We start from the raw sequence: 15,808 nt of genomic DNA, 5'->3' as shown, positions 1-15,808 counted from the left end.
CGATGGCAGCCAGAAAGGAACGCCGTGACCAACTTAGATCGGATTGCATGGGGTACAAGTGTGAATAAATGTAACTTTACATCCTATGTGCGGCTGTGCGCATGCTGCTAAGGGATTTCCCTAGGTGTCGTCGGGCAGCATGACGAGCGGCTTCACGAAAGTGTTACCGACGATGTTCAAAGAGAACCGAAAGAGGATCAATTCGTCATGAACCTGACCCGACGTTCCTTCGTCGCGATCGATCCGGTGCGTGCTGCCGACACCGACTACACGGGTTTCGTCGCGGCCCTGGCGGCTCAGGCGTTTCAGAACACCATGCCGCCCGCCACGTCGATCGTGCTGCCGGTGACCCACGCCGCATCGTCCGACACCGCGAACGACACCGCTGCCGCGATGTCCCGCGGCTGACCCACACGGCCCAGCGGCGTCTTGCCGACCAGCACGTCTGTCATGCTCGCAGCCGACTCTGCATTGCCCTCGGTCGTGACGAAGCCGGGCGCGATGCCGACGACACGGATGTTGCGCGGACCGAGCTCCATTCCCAACGTGCGCGTTAGCACGTCGACCGCGCCCTTGGTCGCGCTGTAGACATGCACCATCGGATACGGGCTCTTGGCGAGGCCAGAGCTGATGTTGACGATGACGCCGCCGGCCGGCAACACGCGTGCGGCTGCCTGAGTGGCGAGCAGCAACCCGCGCACGTTGAGGTGGAAGTGCTCGTCGAAGCTTTCCGCGGTCAACGTGTCGAGCGAGTCGACCTTGTAGACGCCGACGTTGTTGACAAGGATGTCGAGCCGCCCGAAGGTTTCGATGGCCGCGTCGATCAGCAGCGGAATATCAGCCGGTTTGGAAACGTCGGCTCTTACGGCAACGGCCTTGCCGCCGGTCGCGACGATACGTTGCACGACCGTATTGGCGTGTTCGACGCTGCGTGAGTAGTTGACGACGACCGATGCGCCGTCGGCTGCCAGTCGTTCGGCGATGCCGGCGCCGATGCCTTGCGATGAACCGGTGACGATGGCGACTTTGCCTGCGAGTGAACTCATGAAGATGCTCCTGGATAAAGAGATAAGAACGGATTGAATCAACAGCTGTCTCGACGATAGGCATCGCATTCCTTCGGATAAAGCCATGTGATCGGGATGCGGCATGAAGTCCAACTTCATAATTGACCATGTCGTCCGATCTGCTTCCGGCCATCGCCGCCTTCGCCCGCGTCGCGCACCATTCGAGCTTTACCAAGGCGGCCGCCGGACTCGGTGTCTCGCCTTCGGCGTTGTCGCAAACTATGCGATCGCTGGAGACTCGATTGGGTGTACGCCTGCTCGACCGCACCACGCGACGCGTCGGCGTGACGGAGATCGGCCAACGGTTCCTGCTCGATGCGCAACCCGGCCTTGCCACGATCGCGGCCGCCATCGACGGCGTGAACGAGTCGCGAGACAAGCCTGTCGGTCTGCTGCGGCTGAACCTGTCACGCACGGCGTCGGACATCCTGGTCGTGCCGCACCTCGTTGCCTTCCTGGAAGCCTTCCCGGACATCACTCTCGAGATGAGCTGCGACAACGCGATGATCGATTTGGTGGCGGGCGGCTTCGATGCCGGCATTCGCCTCGGCGAGAACCTGGCGCAAGATGTGGTGGCGGTGCCGCTCGGAGGGCAACATCGCATCGCGACCGTCGCGGCGCCGCGCTACCTGAAGGGCCTCAAGGGCCTTACTGCGCCGCAGACTCCTGAGGACCTCAAGTCACATCGCTGCCTCAATGCGCGCCTCGCTGGCGGCATCTACCGATGGGAGTTTTCGCAAGAAGGTCGCGACTTCGACATCGAAGTCGACGGGCCACTATTGACCAACGACGGCGACATCCTGATGGCCGCGGTCCGGGGTAGCGCCGGTATCGCCTGCACGTTCGAGGCGCTGGTTGCGGACGATCTCGCCGCAGGCAAGCTCGTGCCGCTGCTGCAGGATTGGTGGCCGACGTTTCCGGGCTTCTACCTCTACTACCCGAGCCGCGCGCACACGCCGCGCAAACTGCGGGTGTTCATCGAGTTCATGCAAAGCCGTTTGAATGCGTGATTGAGAGCAGATCGCCAGGCCACGCTTGTCGCTGAAGTTCCCCACGATTGTCGGCCCTGAAGCCTTGACGTGTATTGGGTTCATAGGCGGCAATCGCTTCGCACGGACTCGTTTCACATGCTGCTAATTTTCTCACGGACGTTTCCGTTTTCAGTCGCTGAGTTCGGGCTGGCAACAGCGCCGTTGCGAAACATCGGGCGCGTTTTATCGCAGAACCGCCTGATGGACGCTACCAGCGTAAGCCAGCGATACAGCAGCACACGAATTCCGGACAATCAGATTTTTAAACCGCGCCGACAGCTGGCACTCGAGAGTAACGAGCTCCCGGTGCAAACGATTTATGGCCGGGGTTATCGGCTCATTCACAGAAGAACTCATCAGAGGGAAGTTCGCGATGCAGATGTTTAGGCAATTTGCGTCAATGCTTCGGAAGCTTAAAACACGCGTTGCATTGCGAGTTTTACTGGCTGTCCTGTTGCCGCTGGCCATCGTCTGGAAAGTCGATCACACCACGCCCACGGTAGCGGACGGACGTCTGTATGACCGCGTAATGGCCAGCGTGGCGGCGCCTGTGAACTCCGAGGTCGAGATCATCTCGATTGACGCTCAGAGTATTCAAGAAATCGGGCCGTGGCCATGGCCTGCAGCAATCCACACGGAATTCTTGCGTCAGCTTTCTCTGCAGGCGCCCCACGCCGTGGTGCTCAACTTCAGGCTCGGCTTTCCAAAGCTCGAAGGCGACGACGATGCAGCGTTGGCGGCTGCGCTGCGGAACCTGCCGGTGTATCTCACAATTCCAAGTTACCTATCCGGCGCTGTCGTGAACCAAAGCGAAGCCCTTCGCTCTCGAACAAGACACTTTTCGGCAGTTGTCCAAGGCATCGGGCATTCCAGCCTTAGCGCCGACGACTCAAGCAAGCGCCTTCGGTTCGTCAGCCTCTTTGCGCCTGCTCCGGACGACGCGCTACCTTATGTGGGCGCGATGGTTGCCCCGGCTCCCCCGTTGCATCGCGCGATCGCCAACGGCACGCATCTGCAATTTGGAATTCCTTTCAATGGCGAAGCAGCGCACCCGTCAATTTCCTATTCTGAGGTCCTTGCCGGCAAGCTATCCGCTGATCGGCTCAAGGGGCGCATTGTTGTCGTTGGACCCACTAACGGTGTGCCACTGGGAAGGCAGTGGTACGTTTCAGGCTCCTCCGGAGCCACGCTGGTGACTTCGACCGAAGTTCACGCGAGTGCCATTGACGCGTTGCAGCAAGGCACTTACGTTTCCGTAGCGCCGCCGGTGGTGCTGGGCTTGGCGATGGCACTTTCAATCTTGGCGGTACTGTTTGCATTCGATAAGTTACCGAAGGCTGCGCCACTGGTGGGGCTGGCTTTCATTGCCAGTGGCGTCGCCGTCAGCGCTTTGATGCTGCGCTTACTTCACATCTGGCTCCCTTCGTCTTTTTTCGTGTTCGGAATCTTCGCTGCCTACTTGCTGTGGACTTGGCAACACTTGTACCAAGTACTTGGCTTTTTAAAAGAACACATCGTTGCGCTGAGTCAGGTGCCATCTGTGAAGTCCGATCGTGTTGGGCCAGTCCGCGTTGGCGCCAACGACCCGGTGGAGCGATACATAGGCGCTCTCGATCACGCAATCTTGCGGCTCATGCGATTGGAGGCATACATGCGGTTCTCGCTGTTGAAACTTCCCATCGCCGTCGTGCTGTGCCGAACCGACGGGGGCATCGACGTGCTGAACGCTGCCGCCGCCGCGCTGCTGCCCGAGCTTTCGCCCACGACGCGATCGACGGCCAAAGAAAGCTTCCCGGCAATCATCGCGCAGCTTGAGAGCAAATCCAGCATCCGGAGGCCTGAACTCAACGAGCATTGGTCGCAAGCGCTCGACGGTGAATACAAAACCCCGCTGGGGAAAATATTTTCGATCGAGGCCACGTGCATCGACGACGTGCCGGCTCCTGCGCCTGCGACCTGGATCGTTGTGCTGCGCGAGCTGACGCAACAACGACAAGCCGAAAGCGAGCGGGCCAAGTGGTTGAACTTTTTGTGGCACGACCTGCGCAGCCCGCAAATCAACCTCCTGAGCCTGGTGGAGCTGTATGAAATGAAGTCGTCACGCCTGGGCGTGGCTGAATTGATGACCGGTGTGCGACGCGAGGCAGAGCGAACCATCGCGTTGGCACAGAGCTTTATCAGCGTCGCTACCTCGGAGGCCCGCGACTACGAATTCGCTGTGGTGAGCCTTTCATCGTTACTTGCGAAGAGCGTCGAGGAACTCGCCGCATATGCCTTGGCCCGGCACGTGCAGCTGCCTTCAAGATCAATGCAGATCCATCATGACCTCGTGCGCGCGGACGGCGGAATGCTATTGCGAGTCTTCGGCAACCTCCTGGAAAACGCGATTCGGCACAGTGCGCCCGGCGACATTATTTGGGCGAACTGCCACGTCGAGAAAGGACTTGAGGCGGTGGTCACTATTCGGGACGAAGGCACCGGCATGGCTCCGGTCGTGCTGGATGCGTTGCTCGATCGAGGGGCCCAGGGCCTAACCGAGGCTGCGAAGCTTTCCGCTTCTCAACAAGACATTGAAGCGGCTCACAACATTGCGCCGCGCGATGCCAGGACGCACGGCTTCGGATTCGCAATGGTCAGGCAGGTTGTGGCCGCACATGGCGGCTGGATCTCCGGCCAGAGCACTGTCGGTGAAGGCACGACTTTCGCGATCGGCTTTCCTTTGGTGCATGCGGAAAAGCAATTTCAATAGCCCAGTCCAGCACCTTGCAATCCGGGTGCTGGCGAGAATTGCAAGGCCTGCTTTTAGGTCGGCAAGACGCCGGCGAAGATGCCTTGCTTTGGAGGGGCTCAGCCCGGTGCAACACCGGAAGAGGAACACCGCCTGATCGGCGCCAACAGGCGGGATCAGAATGTCCAACTTCTGGGGTCAGTTCAATCCCGAGGCGATTCATTGGGAGCGCCCATGAAAAGCTTGATGCCGCGATGCGCAAGACTCTCTCGATCCGATAATTTTTCAGTGAAAAGGCGGAGCACTCATGGCCGACAAAATCCTGGTTTTCTACGGTTCGTACCGGTCCGATCGCATGGGCATCCGGTTGGCCGACTACGTGGTGTCGATGCTCGCGGCGCGTGGTGCCGCTGCCGAGCTGGTCGACGCGCAAGCCGTCGGCCTGCCGATGCTCGACCGCATGTACAAGGAGTGTCCGAAAGGCACGGCACCGGCCGCAATGGAAGCGCTCGCCGAGAAGATCCGCACCGCGGACGCCTTCATCTTCATCACCGGCGAATACAACTGGGGTCCGCAACCCGGATTGAAAAACCTGACCGACCACTTCCTCGAAGAATGGTTCTGGCGACCGGCTGCCGTGGCGAGCTATTCGGCAGGTCGGTTCTCCGGTGTGCGATCAGGCTCGATCTGGCATCAGATCCTGTCGGAGATGGGCATGGTGGTGGTGTCGAGCACGCTCGCGGTCGGCCCGATCTCGCAGACGCTGGACAGTGAGGGCCACGCAACGGGCGCGCCCGGTGCGGCACTCGACAAGTCGTTCGGGCGCTTTGCCGACGACCTGGCGTGGTGGACCGAAGCCACGCGAGAGCAGAGGGCGCGCAAGGCGCCGCCTTACTGAGTTATCGAGGTCTGCTACTTGTTTCCGCTGGCCGGCGAATCGAGTGTTTTCAGTACTTTGTCGGTGACGTCGTAAGCCGGCCGGATATAGACGATCTCCTGCAGGATGGCGTCGAAGCGCTCCGTTTCTGCAACCTGCTTGACTGCTCGCGAGGTAGCTTCCAGCAGCTTTTGCAGCTCTTCGCCGCGCCGGCGCTCCTGGTCCGCCTTGAACGCCTCGCTGACGCGATTCAATTCGCGCTGCTGTTCGCCCAGCCGGCGCTGACGCTCCAGACGCTGTTCGTCGCTCAGATTGGGCATGTCTTTCTCTAGCTGGGCGACGGCCGAGCTGAACGCCTGTGCCTGGTCTTTGCCGGCTTTGGCCCGGACCGCAAACTCGACTGCAAGCGCTTCTTCGGCGCGCTTGCCCAGAACCGAATCCCGCATCACGCGATCAACGTTGACATAGCCCAGCCGGAACTGCTGCGCGCTCGCAGTGCCGCAAGCGGCCAAGGCAAGCAGCACGCAGAAAGAAGAGACGAGTCGCCTGTGGGTACGGGTAAACATTTGTTGGGAGAGGCTGGTCAGAGGGAGGTCGGGCTAAATCGAATGATCCCATGCTTGGCCGGCGCACCCAAAAATTGGGAGTCTTAACCCTTGCGACACCGTTTGGTGATGTGGGTGCTCGTATTCATCTGTTCGGCACCGAACCGACTCGGTCATAAGAGGCGCGCGAAAATTTCTGAATGCTGTTTACTGAACGCCATCGCATGACAAGCGCACTGTGGCTGATACCGATCGCGCTGATGATCGGCGGTGCGTTGCTGGTGGCATCGGCATGCAGCCCGAGCCTTGACGGCTCGCTGCTGGTGGTGGCGATCCTCGGCGCACTGCCCTGGTCGCTTTGCCTGCTCATGCTGGACGCCACGCCTGGCTTCGCGGAAACGGCCGGACGGCTTGTCGCACTCGGCATCGTTCTGAATCTGGTCGGGGTGTGGTGGGGGATGCTTGCGTTTGTGAAGCGCCGTTCAACACGTCGTCGTGCGGAGGTTCGGCTTTCGTGATCCACTGAATGTTTGGCTTTCTACAAACATCGAGATCGAGACCGATACATGGATACTTCTTCGGACTACCTCCCGCCCAAGGTCTGGACCTGGAACAAAAGCAGCGGTGGCAAGTTCGCCAACATCAACCGCCCGATTGCAGGGCCGACGCATGACAAAGAGCTGCCCGTAGGCCGCCATCCGTTGCAGCTCTATTCGCTTGGAACGCCAAATGGCATCAAGGTGACGGTCATGCTGGAGGAGTTGCTGGCACTCGGGCACGAGGGCGCCGAGTACGACGCCTGGCTCATCAAGATCAACGAAGGCGATCAGTTCGGCAGTGGCTTCGTCGACATCAATCCCAACTCCAAGATCCCGGCGCTGATGGACCGCAGCGGGCCGACGCCGATCCGGGTTTTCGAGTCGGGTGCGATCCTGGTGTACCTCGCCGAAAAGTTCGGCGCCTTCTTGCCGACCGAACCAGCGCATCGTGCTCAGTGCTTGTCATGGCTCTTCTGGCAGATGGGCAGTGCGCCGTACCTCGGCGGTGGGTTCGGGCATTTCTATGCCTATGCGCCGACGAAGATCGAGTACGCGATCGACCGCTTCGCAATGGAGGTGAAGCGCCAGCTCGATGTGCTCGACCGGCGACTTGCGGAGTCACCTTATCTGGCAGGGGACGACTACACGATCGCCGACATGGCGGTGTGGTCCTGGTACGGCGCGCTGGCCAAGGGGCTGGTCTACGAGGCGGCGGAGTTTCTAGAGGTCGCGTCGTACACGCACGTGCAGCGATGGACGGACCAGATTGCCGCGCGGCCCGCGGTGAAGCGCGGGCGCAGGGTCAATCGAGTGTGGGGCGACGCGGCCGAGCAGATGCCCGAACGCCATGAGGCCAGCGATTTCGACATGGCGACCAAGCCGTGACGTCGTGGCTCCGGGGCTCGAACCCATGCCGCCTTACCCGTTGCAGGCGATCACCTTGAACTCGACGCGCCGGTCGAGCGCATCACGCAGGTCGTCTGTTCCGGTCCCCACGATGTTTTCGCGAAATCCAAGGCCGGCGTCACGCAGCTTGCGTGAGAGTTCGGGGGTTTCGGTTTCGAGCCGCCGCTTGACGTACGTTGCGCGCTGCAGCGACAGCCGGCTGTTGATCTGCTCGGAGCCGGTGCGGCTGGTATGCCCGGTCACCACGACGCATTGCTCGATCAACGCGCTCTGACGCGCGATCTGGCGCAGCCACATCGGATATGGCCCACTGACCCTGGTGTCGACCACGAAGTCGGTCGTTCCTGGCTTGAAGAGGAATTTCACGCTCAGGTTGTTGGTGGCCAGGCCCAGCCGCACCATGAGCCCAAAAGTTTTCTCGGCCGCATCGGTTTGACCGAGCTGCGTCTGCGAGAGGTACAGACCACTGTAGATGCCCATCTGCTGGCCGTCCGGGCGCAGCGATGCGGCCTCGTAACGCGCCAGCGCTTCGGTATAGCGCTTCTCGTTGTAAGCCGCATTGGCGTCGGCCAGCAATGCCGATGTCGGCAGCCGTTCCAGATAGAGCGCATCCGCAGGCATGCCGGCCTTGGTCTGTGACGTGCGGATGTAGCCTTCCACCACGCGGTCTTTCGCGATCACCGGGCTGTCACGGTAGACGGCGGTCGGACTGGTATTCAGATTGTTGTCGCCAACACGTGAAGCAGTTTGGGCCAGCACCAGCCCGGTCTTGATATCGGTGAGCGCGAGACTCAGGCGGTATTGCGCGGCGCCGGCCGTGCTGCTGGTCTGCGTCAGAGTGCCGTTCAACACGAACTGGGCGCCGGCCAGGCCCGTGGCGTCGAAGGCTGAAACGGTGAACTGCTTGAAGCGCGAACGCACGCGCTCGACCACGCGTTGTTCCGCGATGCGCGTGACCTCGGTCTGCTGTCCACTGGTGCCGTCCAGCATGGGGTCGACCACGATGATGCGCGGCGCCTTCAAGCGGGACTCCACCGTTGCCATGAAAGTCGGGAGCTTTTGAGTTTGCGCGAAGAGGTCGTCGACCGACTGGTCGAGTGCCTCATCGAAGGGTATGGCCATGTCGCGCTCGGATACGCGCGGCGCGCCGCAAGCGACCAAGGCCATTGCACAGCCCAGGAGTGCGACCCGTGCGAGCCGTTGAAGTTGGGTTTGGGTGATCAGCATCTGGTTCTCAGGGTTTCTCGGTCGGTACTGGTCAGCGGCGCACCTGCCGAGGCGCGCATGACGATCTCGCTGCAGCGGGAGGCGCCAGCAGGTTCGGCGGCGGATCTTTCGGCTTGCGGGATCGCTGCGACAGTCGATGCGGATTCGACGCGATGGGTCGTTGCCGACGGCAGCTTCGCTATACGCAAAGAAGTGGCTTTGGGCGCTGGAACCGCGTCCGGTATGCGATCAGCGACCTTCGGTGGCGCAGGCGCCACCATCGCTGGCGGAGCCGGGGTGGTGATGGCAGGCGACGGAACCGCATTGGTGACGGACACCGGCGTCGGTGGTGCCGAGGGTGCCGACGGCGCCGGAGGTGTAACGACGGCCGGAGTTGCAGACGCATGAGCGTCGGCCGTCGCCGTCTCGTGCGACGCCGAAGCTGCCAGCAGCAGCACGCCCACGCCGAACATGATCGTGACGACTCCGGCCAGTACCGAGGTCGCGCGGCTGGCCAGCCTGGTCAATACAGCACCGGGTTGCAGCCACAACCCTTGCGGCCTCTTCGTGACGCGCGACACGTCCAGCAGAACCAGCAGCACCGCGACACCAAAACTGACGGCAAATCCGATGCGCGTCAGCGAGCCACCGGGTGCCAGCCGCTCGAGTCCCGAGATGGCCAGGCCGACGAACGCCGCCAGCGCATTGAACGGAAATACCCACGTGCTGATCGCCTTCAGAATCTGCTGCTGGGTTGTGAGAGCAGGCGGTTCGGGTGGCGCGACGTGGATGGCGCGGGGTACCGTCGTCGGGAATGGAGCCGGGGTACTGGCGCCGTAGAGCTGCTCGAGATGATCACGCAGCGTGGGCTCTGGCACCTGCAGCAGGAAGGTCTCGATTCGCCGGCCATTTTCTTCGGTGAAGCCTTCGGTCGGCCTGAACGCTGCCCGGTGCGCCACAGACAAGTCCGACACTGAAACATGGAAGGCGCCGGACACCAGGATCTCGCCGACGAGGGCATGCTGCATCACATGCTCGGCAACGTTGATCCCCTCGCCAAAGAAACTGGGCATCCCGTTCACGTCCTTGCGCGCGACCAAAGATCCAAGGTGAAGACCCGCCCTCGACTGCTGCGAGCCGTCCATGCGCATCCAGTCGGCCAAACGGAACGCTGCGGTCAATGCGGCATCGACGTGATTCTGAAAACTGATGGCGACGCCTTCCCCGGCCGGGAGGATGGTGCGGTCGGGTCCCGGCACGCCGGCCAGGAGGCTGGCGAGGAGCGCCTGAAGCTGTGCGTGCCACTCCATCCGCGCGCTGCCGTCCCACTCGGCCGTCGAGACGGGCTGAAGGCACAAAACGCTGCAGACGATCGAGTGACTGGGCGTAGACCGGTTCACTCGCTTGACGGCGTTGCGACTGCAAAGGAAGAGTCACTTTCGCGCGGGACTATTGCCGTGTGCGGCGCGTATCTGCTCATCGTTGAGGGGCGGTCTGCAAGCGCCAAGGGGCGAGGCAGGATGACAAGGAAAGAAGGGCGCACAAAGGACTTGGTATCAAGGCAGACCGTGGCCGACAGCGAGTTGGGCCGTAGGTCCAGAGATATTCACATAAGTTCACAATCGTAAATGAAAAAGGTTCACTTACGGCTTTAGTTAAAGCTGCGGACCCGGCCGGGGTTGGCCGGCCCAACCTGGCCTGCGCCGTCGGGCGAGGGCGTGCAGGCAAAGCTGTGCCGACGCCGCAGAGGTCGATCTGCTGCAGTTGCGCTAACCAGGTTGCTGTGCCCGCTGCAGATACGCGCCGAAGCTCTGCCGAGCCCCGACGCGGGTCATTGAATACCCCTTCGATGCGGGGTGAAGGCGTCTTTCCGGTGGGGCAGTGGCTATTTACGGCTTGCCCCAAATCCGCTTGTACTGATCCCGATAGCCGTTGTCCGGGTCGAAGATGTTCTTGGGACCACCGTCCTTGCCGACGTTGTCGACCGTGACCAGATGCACCTTGGGGTTGTAGCCCGACCAGGCCACCTTGTTGAAGGCGCGGTTCAGTTCATCCACGACCTGCCAGCCCTGCATGTTGAGCGGCTCCGGTACGGTACCGGCCTGGAAGCGCTTGCTGCGAATGCGCTGGTAGGCCGCTTCGGAGCCATCGCCGGCCGATACCGCCTTGGGGCCGCCGTCACCCTTCTTGCCGGCGGCTGAAAGCGACGGGCCCATGAAGTCGAAGTACAGGTCGTTGATGGCCAGCGAATGGGTCCATTTGTCGCCGAAGCGTTGCAGCAACGACGTCGTCAGTTGCGGCATGCGGGTCGAGCTTTCGGAGATCGGGCTGTCCTCGAAGCTCAGCACTGTGCAGCCGCCGCACTTCTTGATCACGGCTTCCATCGCCTTGGCCTTGTAGAGCGCGATCGCGTATTGAGAGTCGGTGAAGATCACCACGCCGGCCTTGCCGCCGGAGTCGACCACCGCCCATGAGGCAGCCACATCGGCGACGTCGTCGGTCACGGTCGTGACGTTGGCGTACAGGCTGGCTTTTTCATTGGGGCCAGGCTTTTCACCCGAGTGCCAGCCGACCAGCGGGACGCCGGATTTGGCCGCGTTCTCGAAAGCCACCTTCTGCTCGGTGGTGTCGAAGCCGCCCACCACGATGCCGGCCGGCTTGAGTGCCAACGCCTGGTTCAGCGCGGCCGTCCGTCCGCTGACCGAGCCCTGGCCGTCGATCACACGCACGTTCCAGCCGATCGCCTTGCCGGCTTCTTCGACGCCCTTCGACACGCCGACGATGCCGCCGTTTTTCATGTCGCCCGCGACGAACACGATGGTGCCCCCCGCTGCGGCTTTGGGGCCGGTGGTGGGGCCGTCCCACTTCTCCTGGCTCATGGTCGCGACGGCCACCTTCTGCTTGGCGGCGTCGAGAAAATCGTCGGCCAGCGCGTGTCCGGCCAGGCCGGCCGTGTAGAGCGCGATGACCGCGGTGGTGATGCGGGTGCGAACAGTCTTCATCTTGATATCTCCGTTGGTTTTGTAGTGGAAGCGAGGGAAGCGAGAGAAGCGATAGCGGTAAGGGAGTTGAGAGGAAGCGTCGAAGGCGTTGCCGACGGGTCCGATGCCAGTTGCCGCTCGGCGATGCGCCGCTTGATCGACAGGTTGCGCCGCTGCTGCGCATACCCCGCGATGCCGATCGACACCAGCAAGGTGAGGCCGTTGAACAGCGGTTCGACATAGAAAGCGCCGCCGAATTGCTGGATGCCCGAGATGCCGATTGCCAAAATCGCCACGCCGACCAGCGTGCCCCACACGTTCACGCGACCGGGCCGGATGGTGGTGGAACCGAGAAAGGCGCCGACCAGCGCCGGCAGCAAAAACTCCAGGCCGACACTGGCCTGACCGATCTGCAGCCGCGAGGCCAGCAGCACGCCGGCAAAGCCCGACAGCAAGCCCGACGCCACGAAGGCGCCCATCACATGCTTGCGCACCGAGATGCCGTTGAGCTGGGCCGCCTTGGGGTTGGCGCCGATCACGTAGAGCGCTCGGCCGAGCGGCGTGAACTCGGTGACCAGCCACAGCGTCACGCTGACGGCCAGCACGTAGAACGCCGCGATCGGCAAGCCGAGCAAGCTACCGCCCGCAAGGCCGACGAAACCCTCGGGCAGATCGCCCACCACCTGGCGGCCACCGCTGTGCCACATGGCGAGCGCGTAGATCACTGTGCCGGTGCCCAGCGTGGCGATGAACGAGTCGATTTGCACCAGTTCGACCAGCAGGCCGTTGAGCACGCCGAACAGCGCCGCACAAGCCAGCACGATCAGCACCGCGAGCGGCCATGGCACGCTGAATCGCGTCTGCAAACTGATGACGAGGATGTGCCAGAGCACGATGCCATAGCCCACCGTGAGGTCGATCTTGCCGGTGATCATCGGGATCGTCGCGGCCAGCGCGAGCAGCGCGATCACCGACTTGTCCGACAGGATGGCGCGCAGGTTGAAAAGCGTCGGAAAGGTGTCGGGCAGCAGCAGCGAGAACAGCAGCGCCAGCGCCACGGTGAGCATGACCAGGCCGTACACCGGAATGGCGCGGCCGAACCGCTGCACCAGCGTGAGCGCCTCACCATCGAGCGACTTGTCCGGCTCCAGTGCCGTGGACTTGATGGAACTGCTCATGCGAAGACTTCCTCTGTGTGTTGGGTGTCGGCATGCAAAGCACCGCCCGCGGCCATTGCGAGCAGGCGCTCCACCGTGATCTCGGCGTCCGTCAGCTCGGCTGCGATCAAGCCGTCGCGGAACACCAGCACACGGGTGCATACGGTCGCGACTTCCTCGAAGTCGGTCGAGACCACGATCAGCGCGCTGCCAGCTTCAGCGCGCTCACGCAGCACGCCGTAGATCTGCCGCTTGGCGCCGACGTCGACGCCGGCCGTGGGTTCTTCGAGCACCACGAGCGGCTTGTCGAGGTCGAACCAACGTGCCAGCACCACCTTCTGCTGGTTGCCGCCGGAGAGCTGTTGCACCTCAGCCGCAGGCGCCGGTGGGTTGATATCGAAGCGCTCTATCAGGCGGAGCGCGCTGGCGTGCTCGCGTCGCCGACGGTTGAAAGAGATGCCGCTGTCGCCATGCAGCGCAGGATTCGGAAACAGGTTTTCGAGCACCGACATCGAGGCCGCGAGGTTCTCTTCCAGTCGCTCGCTGGCGACGTAAGCCACCCCAGCGCGAATGGCGTCTGCCGGGTTGCCGAAGCACACCTCGTGGCCGAGCAACCGCATGCGTCCGGCCGACAAGGGCTCGCGGCCGAACAGCGCGCGGCTGATCGCCTCATGCCCGGCGCCGCGCAGGCCGACCAGGCCGACCACTTCACCGCGGCACACTTCGAAGCTCAAGGGGCCGGCGTTGCCGCTGGCCGCGCCGTCGAGTTGCAACACCGGCTCGGCGTTTGCGCTGACATTGGAAATCGCCTTGGCCACACCCGCCGACAGTGCCTTGCCGACGATCAAGCTGACCAGTTCGCTTTCGTTCGTCTGCGAGGTCGTTTTGATCGCGACGAGCTTGCCGTCGCGCATCACGGCCGCGCGGTCCGAGATCGCCATGACTTCGTCGAGACGGTGCGACACATAGATCATCGCCATGCCCTGGTTGCGCAGTGTGCGCAGCACGCCGAAAAGGCGCTCCACATCCGCCATCGGCAGACTGGCTGAGGGCTCGTCGAGCACCAGCAGGCGGGCCTGCACCTCGAGCGCTCGGCCGATCGCCAGCAAGGATTTCTCCGCCCGCGTAAGAGAGAAGACGCGACGTTCGGGATCGATGTCGCAGCCGACGCGCGCCATCACGCGCACGGCCGCACGGTTCGCCGCCTTCCAGTCGATGAGGCCGAAGCGCCGCGGATAGCCCATGCCGAGCGCGACGTTCTCGGCCACCGTCATCCACTCGACCAGGCCCAGGTCCTGGTGAATGAAGGCCACCGGCTGCGCCCGTCGATCGCTGCTGCGCCATGCGTCTTGCGGCCGGCCCTTGAAGAAGATCTCGCCGCTGTCAGAGGGATAGATACCTGCCAACAGTTTGATGAGTGTCGACTTGCCCGCGCCGTTCTCGCCGAGCAGCGCGAGGATCTCGCCGCTGCACACGTCGAGCGTGACGTCGTCGACCGCCTGCGTGCCACCGAAGCGCTTGCTGATCCCATCGAAACGCAGCAATGTCTCGCTGTGCGGCGTCGGGGCGCCGCTGCCTCGCGGGTGCAAAACTTCGGTCATCGACACAGTTTCGCCCTTGTTGCGTTACCGGTAACTGGTGCTTACCCGGAGCGACCGATCGGCACGTTCCTAAATATGATTCGCATGCGCTCTCGAAAACAAAAGATGCCTTCTCGCGCTACCCCCGACCCAGGACGCCAGGTGACCATGGCCGACGTGGCGGCGCGCGTGGGCGTGTCGAAGATGACGGTGTCGCGGGCTTTGAGCCGCGCCTCACAGAGCGACCGGACCACGTCGGAGGCGCTGCGGCAACGCATCCTGCAGACCTGCGCGGAGATGGGCTACGTGGTCGACCAGACCGCGCGCACCTTCTCGTCGAAGCGCTCCGGCTTCATCGCGGCGATCATCCCGTCGCTCAACAATTCGAACTTCTCGGACACGGTGAACGGGATCGTGGCGGCGGTCGAGGGCAGTGGCCTGCAGTTGCTGCTCGGCTATTCCGACTACCGGATCCAGAACGAAGAGCGGTGGGTCAAGGCGATGCTGATGCGCCGGCCGGAAGGCGTCATCCTGACCGGCGGCAGCCATACCGAAGCGACGCGCGCGACGTTGCTCGCCTCGGGCGTTCCGGTGGTCGAGACATGGGACCTGCCGCAAAGTCCGATCGAACACACGGTCGGCTTCTCCAACGCCGAAGCCAGCGGTGCACTGGTGCGGCATCTGCACGGCAAGGGCTATCGGAACATTGCCTTCATCGGCGGCACATCGAACCGCGACACGCGCGGTGCCGACCGCAGGCGCGGTTATGTCGATGCCGTCCGAAAACTCAAGCTGCCCGCTGGCCGGGTCATCTCGTTCGGCCAACCGCCGATCTCGATGGAGCAGGGCGGAGAAGCGATGGCGCTGCTGCTGAAGCAATGGCCCGATGTGGATGCCGTCCTGGCGGTGTCCGACCTGTCGGCCTTCGGCGCGTTGGCCGAGTGCCAGCGGCGCGGCTGGAATGTGCCGGAGCGCATTGCCATCGCGGGCTTCGGCGACTTCGAAGTGGCGCGCAGCTGCCATCCGCGGCTCACGACCGTCGCCATCGATTGCGCCGGCATCGGCCGTGCTGCCGGTCAACTGCTGTTGCGGGCGATCGAAGCTGCGCGTAACGGTGGGCGACTGCCACCTGAAACAGTGCGCACGCCTTTTCAGATCGCACAGCGCGAAAGCACCTGAAGCGAAGACGTC

General features: G+C 62.7%; 14 protein-coding genes. 7 read left to right on the top strand and 7 right to left on the bottom strand.

The genetic code is table 11. The features are described 5' to 3' along the window. Window positions 1–305 precede the first annotated feature (305 nt). Complete coding sequence (locus tag H7F36_RS17350) at window positions 306–1,046, bottom strand: SDR family NAD(P)-dependent oxidoreductase (protein WP_187051977.1); 741 nt, start codon at window positions 1,044–1,046, stop codon at window positions 306–308. Between the two features lie 128 nt (window positions 1,047–1,174). On the opposite strand from H7F36_RS17350, the gene H7F36_RS17345 reads away from it, so the two are divergent. The 4 genes from H7F36_RS17345 to H7F36_RS17330 all read left to right on the top strand — a co-directional run bounded on the left by H7F36_RS17345 (window position 1,175) and on the right by H7F36_RS17330 (window position 5,724). Then, window positions 1,175–2,077 carry a LysR family transcriptional regulator gene (locus H7F36_RS17345; RefSeq protein ID WP_187051976.1) on the top strand — a complete coding sequence of 301 codons (903 nt, stop codon included), beginning with the start codon at window positions 1,175–1,177 and terminating at the stop codon, window positions 2,075–2,077. Between the two features lie 117 nt (window positions 2,078–2,194). Continuing rightward, window positions 2,195–2,485, top strand: coding sequence for a winged helix-turn-helix domain-containing protein (locus tag H7F36_RS22495; RefSeq protein ID WP_187051975.1), 291 nt, complete (start codon window positions 2,195–2,197; stop codon window positions 2,483–2,485). After that, window positions 2,418–4,847 carry a CHASE2 domain-containing protein gene (locus H7F36_RS17335; protein WP_187051974.1) on the top strand — a complete coding sequence of 810 codons (2,430 nt, stop codon included), beginning with the start codon at window positions 2,418–2,420 and terminating at the stop codon, window positions 4,845–4,847. Before H7F36_RS22495 ends, H7F36_RS17335 begins: the two co-directional genes overlap by 68 nt. A gap of 286 nt (window positions 4,848–5,133) precedes the next feature. After that, window positions 5,134–5,724, top strand: a complete 591-nt coding sequence (locus H7F36_RS17330) for an NADPH-dependent FMN reductase (RefSeq protein WP_187051973.1) — start codon at window positions 5,134–5,136, stop codon at window positions 5,722–5,724. 14 nt (window positions 5,725–5,738) lie between these two features. Here the strand turns inward: H7F36_RS17330 and H7F36_RS17325 are convergent, their stop codons facing one another. After that, window positions 5,739–6,269 (bottom strand): OmpH family outer membrane protein, encoded by a 531-nt coding sequence (locus H7F36_RS17325; protein ID WP_187051972.1) that lies wholly within the window; start codon window positions 6,267–6,269, stop codon window positions 5,739–5,741. A 203-nt stretch (window positions 6,270–6,472) separates the two neighbouring features. On the opposite strand from H7F36_RS17325, the gene H7F36_RS17320 reads away from it, so the two are divergent. Continuing rightward, window positions 6,473–6,766: a hypothetical protein gene (locus tag H7F36_RS17320; protein ID WP_187051971.1), complete on the top strand. Its 294-nt coding sequence runs from the start codon at window positions 6,473–6,475 to the stop codon at window positions 6,764–6,766. 48 nt (window positions 6,767–6,814) lie between these two features. After that, window positions 6,815–7,672: a glutathione-dependent disulfide-bond oxidoreductase gene (gene yghU / locus H7F36_RS17315; protein ID WP_187051970.1), complete on the top strand. Its 858-nt coding sequence runs from the start codon at window positions 6,815–6,817 to the stop codon at window positions 7,670–7,672. A gap of 33 nt (window positions 7,673–7,705) precedes the next feature. Here the strand turns inward: yghU and H7F36_RS17310 are convergent, their stop codons facing one another. The 5 genes from H7F36_RS17310 to H7F36_RS17290 form a co-directional block, all read right to left on the bottom strand. Continuing rightward, on the bottom strand, window positions 7,706–8,920 hold the full coding sequence (locus H7F36_RS17310) for an OmpA family protein (protein WP_187051969.1): 1,215 nt from the start codon (window positions 8,918–8,920) through the stop codon (window positions 7,706–7,708). Continuing rightward, complete coding sequence (locus H7F36_RS17305; RefSeq protein WP_187051968.1) at window positions 8,914–10,299, bottom strand: hypothetical protein; 1,386 nt, start codon at window positions 10,297–10,299, stop codon at window positions 8,914–8,916. Before H7F36_RS17305 ends, H7F36_RS17310 begins: the two co-directional genes overlap by 7 nt. Before the next feature lie 489 nt (window positions 10,300–10,788). Continuing rightward, the gene (locus H7F36_RS17300) at window positions 10,789–11,901 is read right to left on the bottom strand and encodes a substrate-binding domain-containing protein (protein ID WP_187051967.1); all 1,113 of its coding nucleotides are present in this window, start codon (window positions 11,899–11,901) and stop codon (window positions 10,789–10,791) included. Beyond that, a complete protein-coding gene (locus tag H7F36_RS17295) occupies window positions 11,898–13,058 on the bottom strand; it encodes an ABC transporter permease (protein WP_261802354.1) in 1,161 nt (386 codons plus the stop codon). Before H7F36_RS17295 ends, H7F36_RS17300 begins: the two co-directional genes overlap by 4 nt. After that, window positions 13,055–14,638, bottom strand: a complete 1,584-nt coding sequence (locus H7F36_RS17290) for a sugar ABC transporter ATP-binding protein (RefSeq protein ID WP_187051966.1) — start codon at window positions 14,636–14,638, stop codon at window positions 13,055–13,057. The genes H7F36_RS17295 and H7F36_RS17290 overlap by 4 nt, the downstream gene beginning before the upstream one ends. 147 nt (window positions 14,639–14,785) lie before the next feature. Here H7F36_RS17290 and H7F36_RS17285 point away from each other — a divergent pair, with 147 nt between their 5' ends. Beyond that, a complete protein-coding gene (locus H7F36_RS17285; protein WP_187055043.1) occupies window positions 14,786–15,796 on the top strand; it encodes a LacI family DNA-binding transcriptional regulator in 1,011 nt (336 codons plus the stop codon). Window positions 15,797–15,808: the final 12 nt, after the last annotated feature.

Origin of the sequence: Variovorax sp. PAMC28562 (assembly GCF_014303735.1) — a bacterium.
In the GTDB taxonomy this organism is placed as follows: Bacteria; Pseudomonadota; Gammaproteobacteria; order Burkholderiales; family Burkholderiaceae_C; genus Variovorax.
Note: the sequence above shows the minus strand (reverse complement) of the source record. Positions and strands in the feature narration are given on the sequence as shown.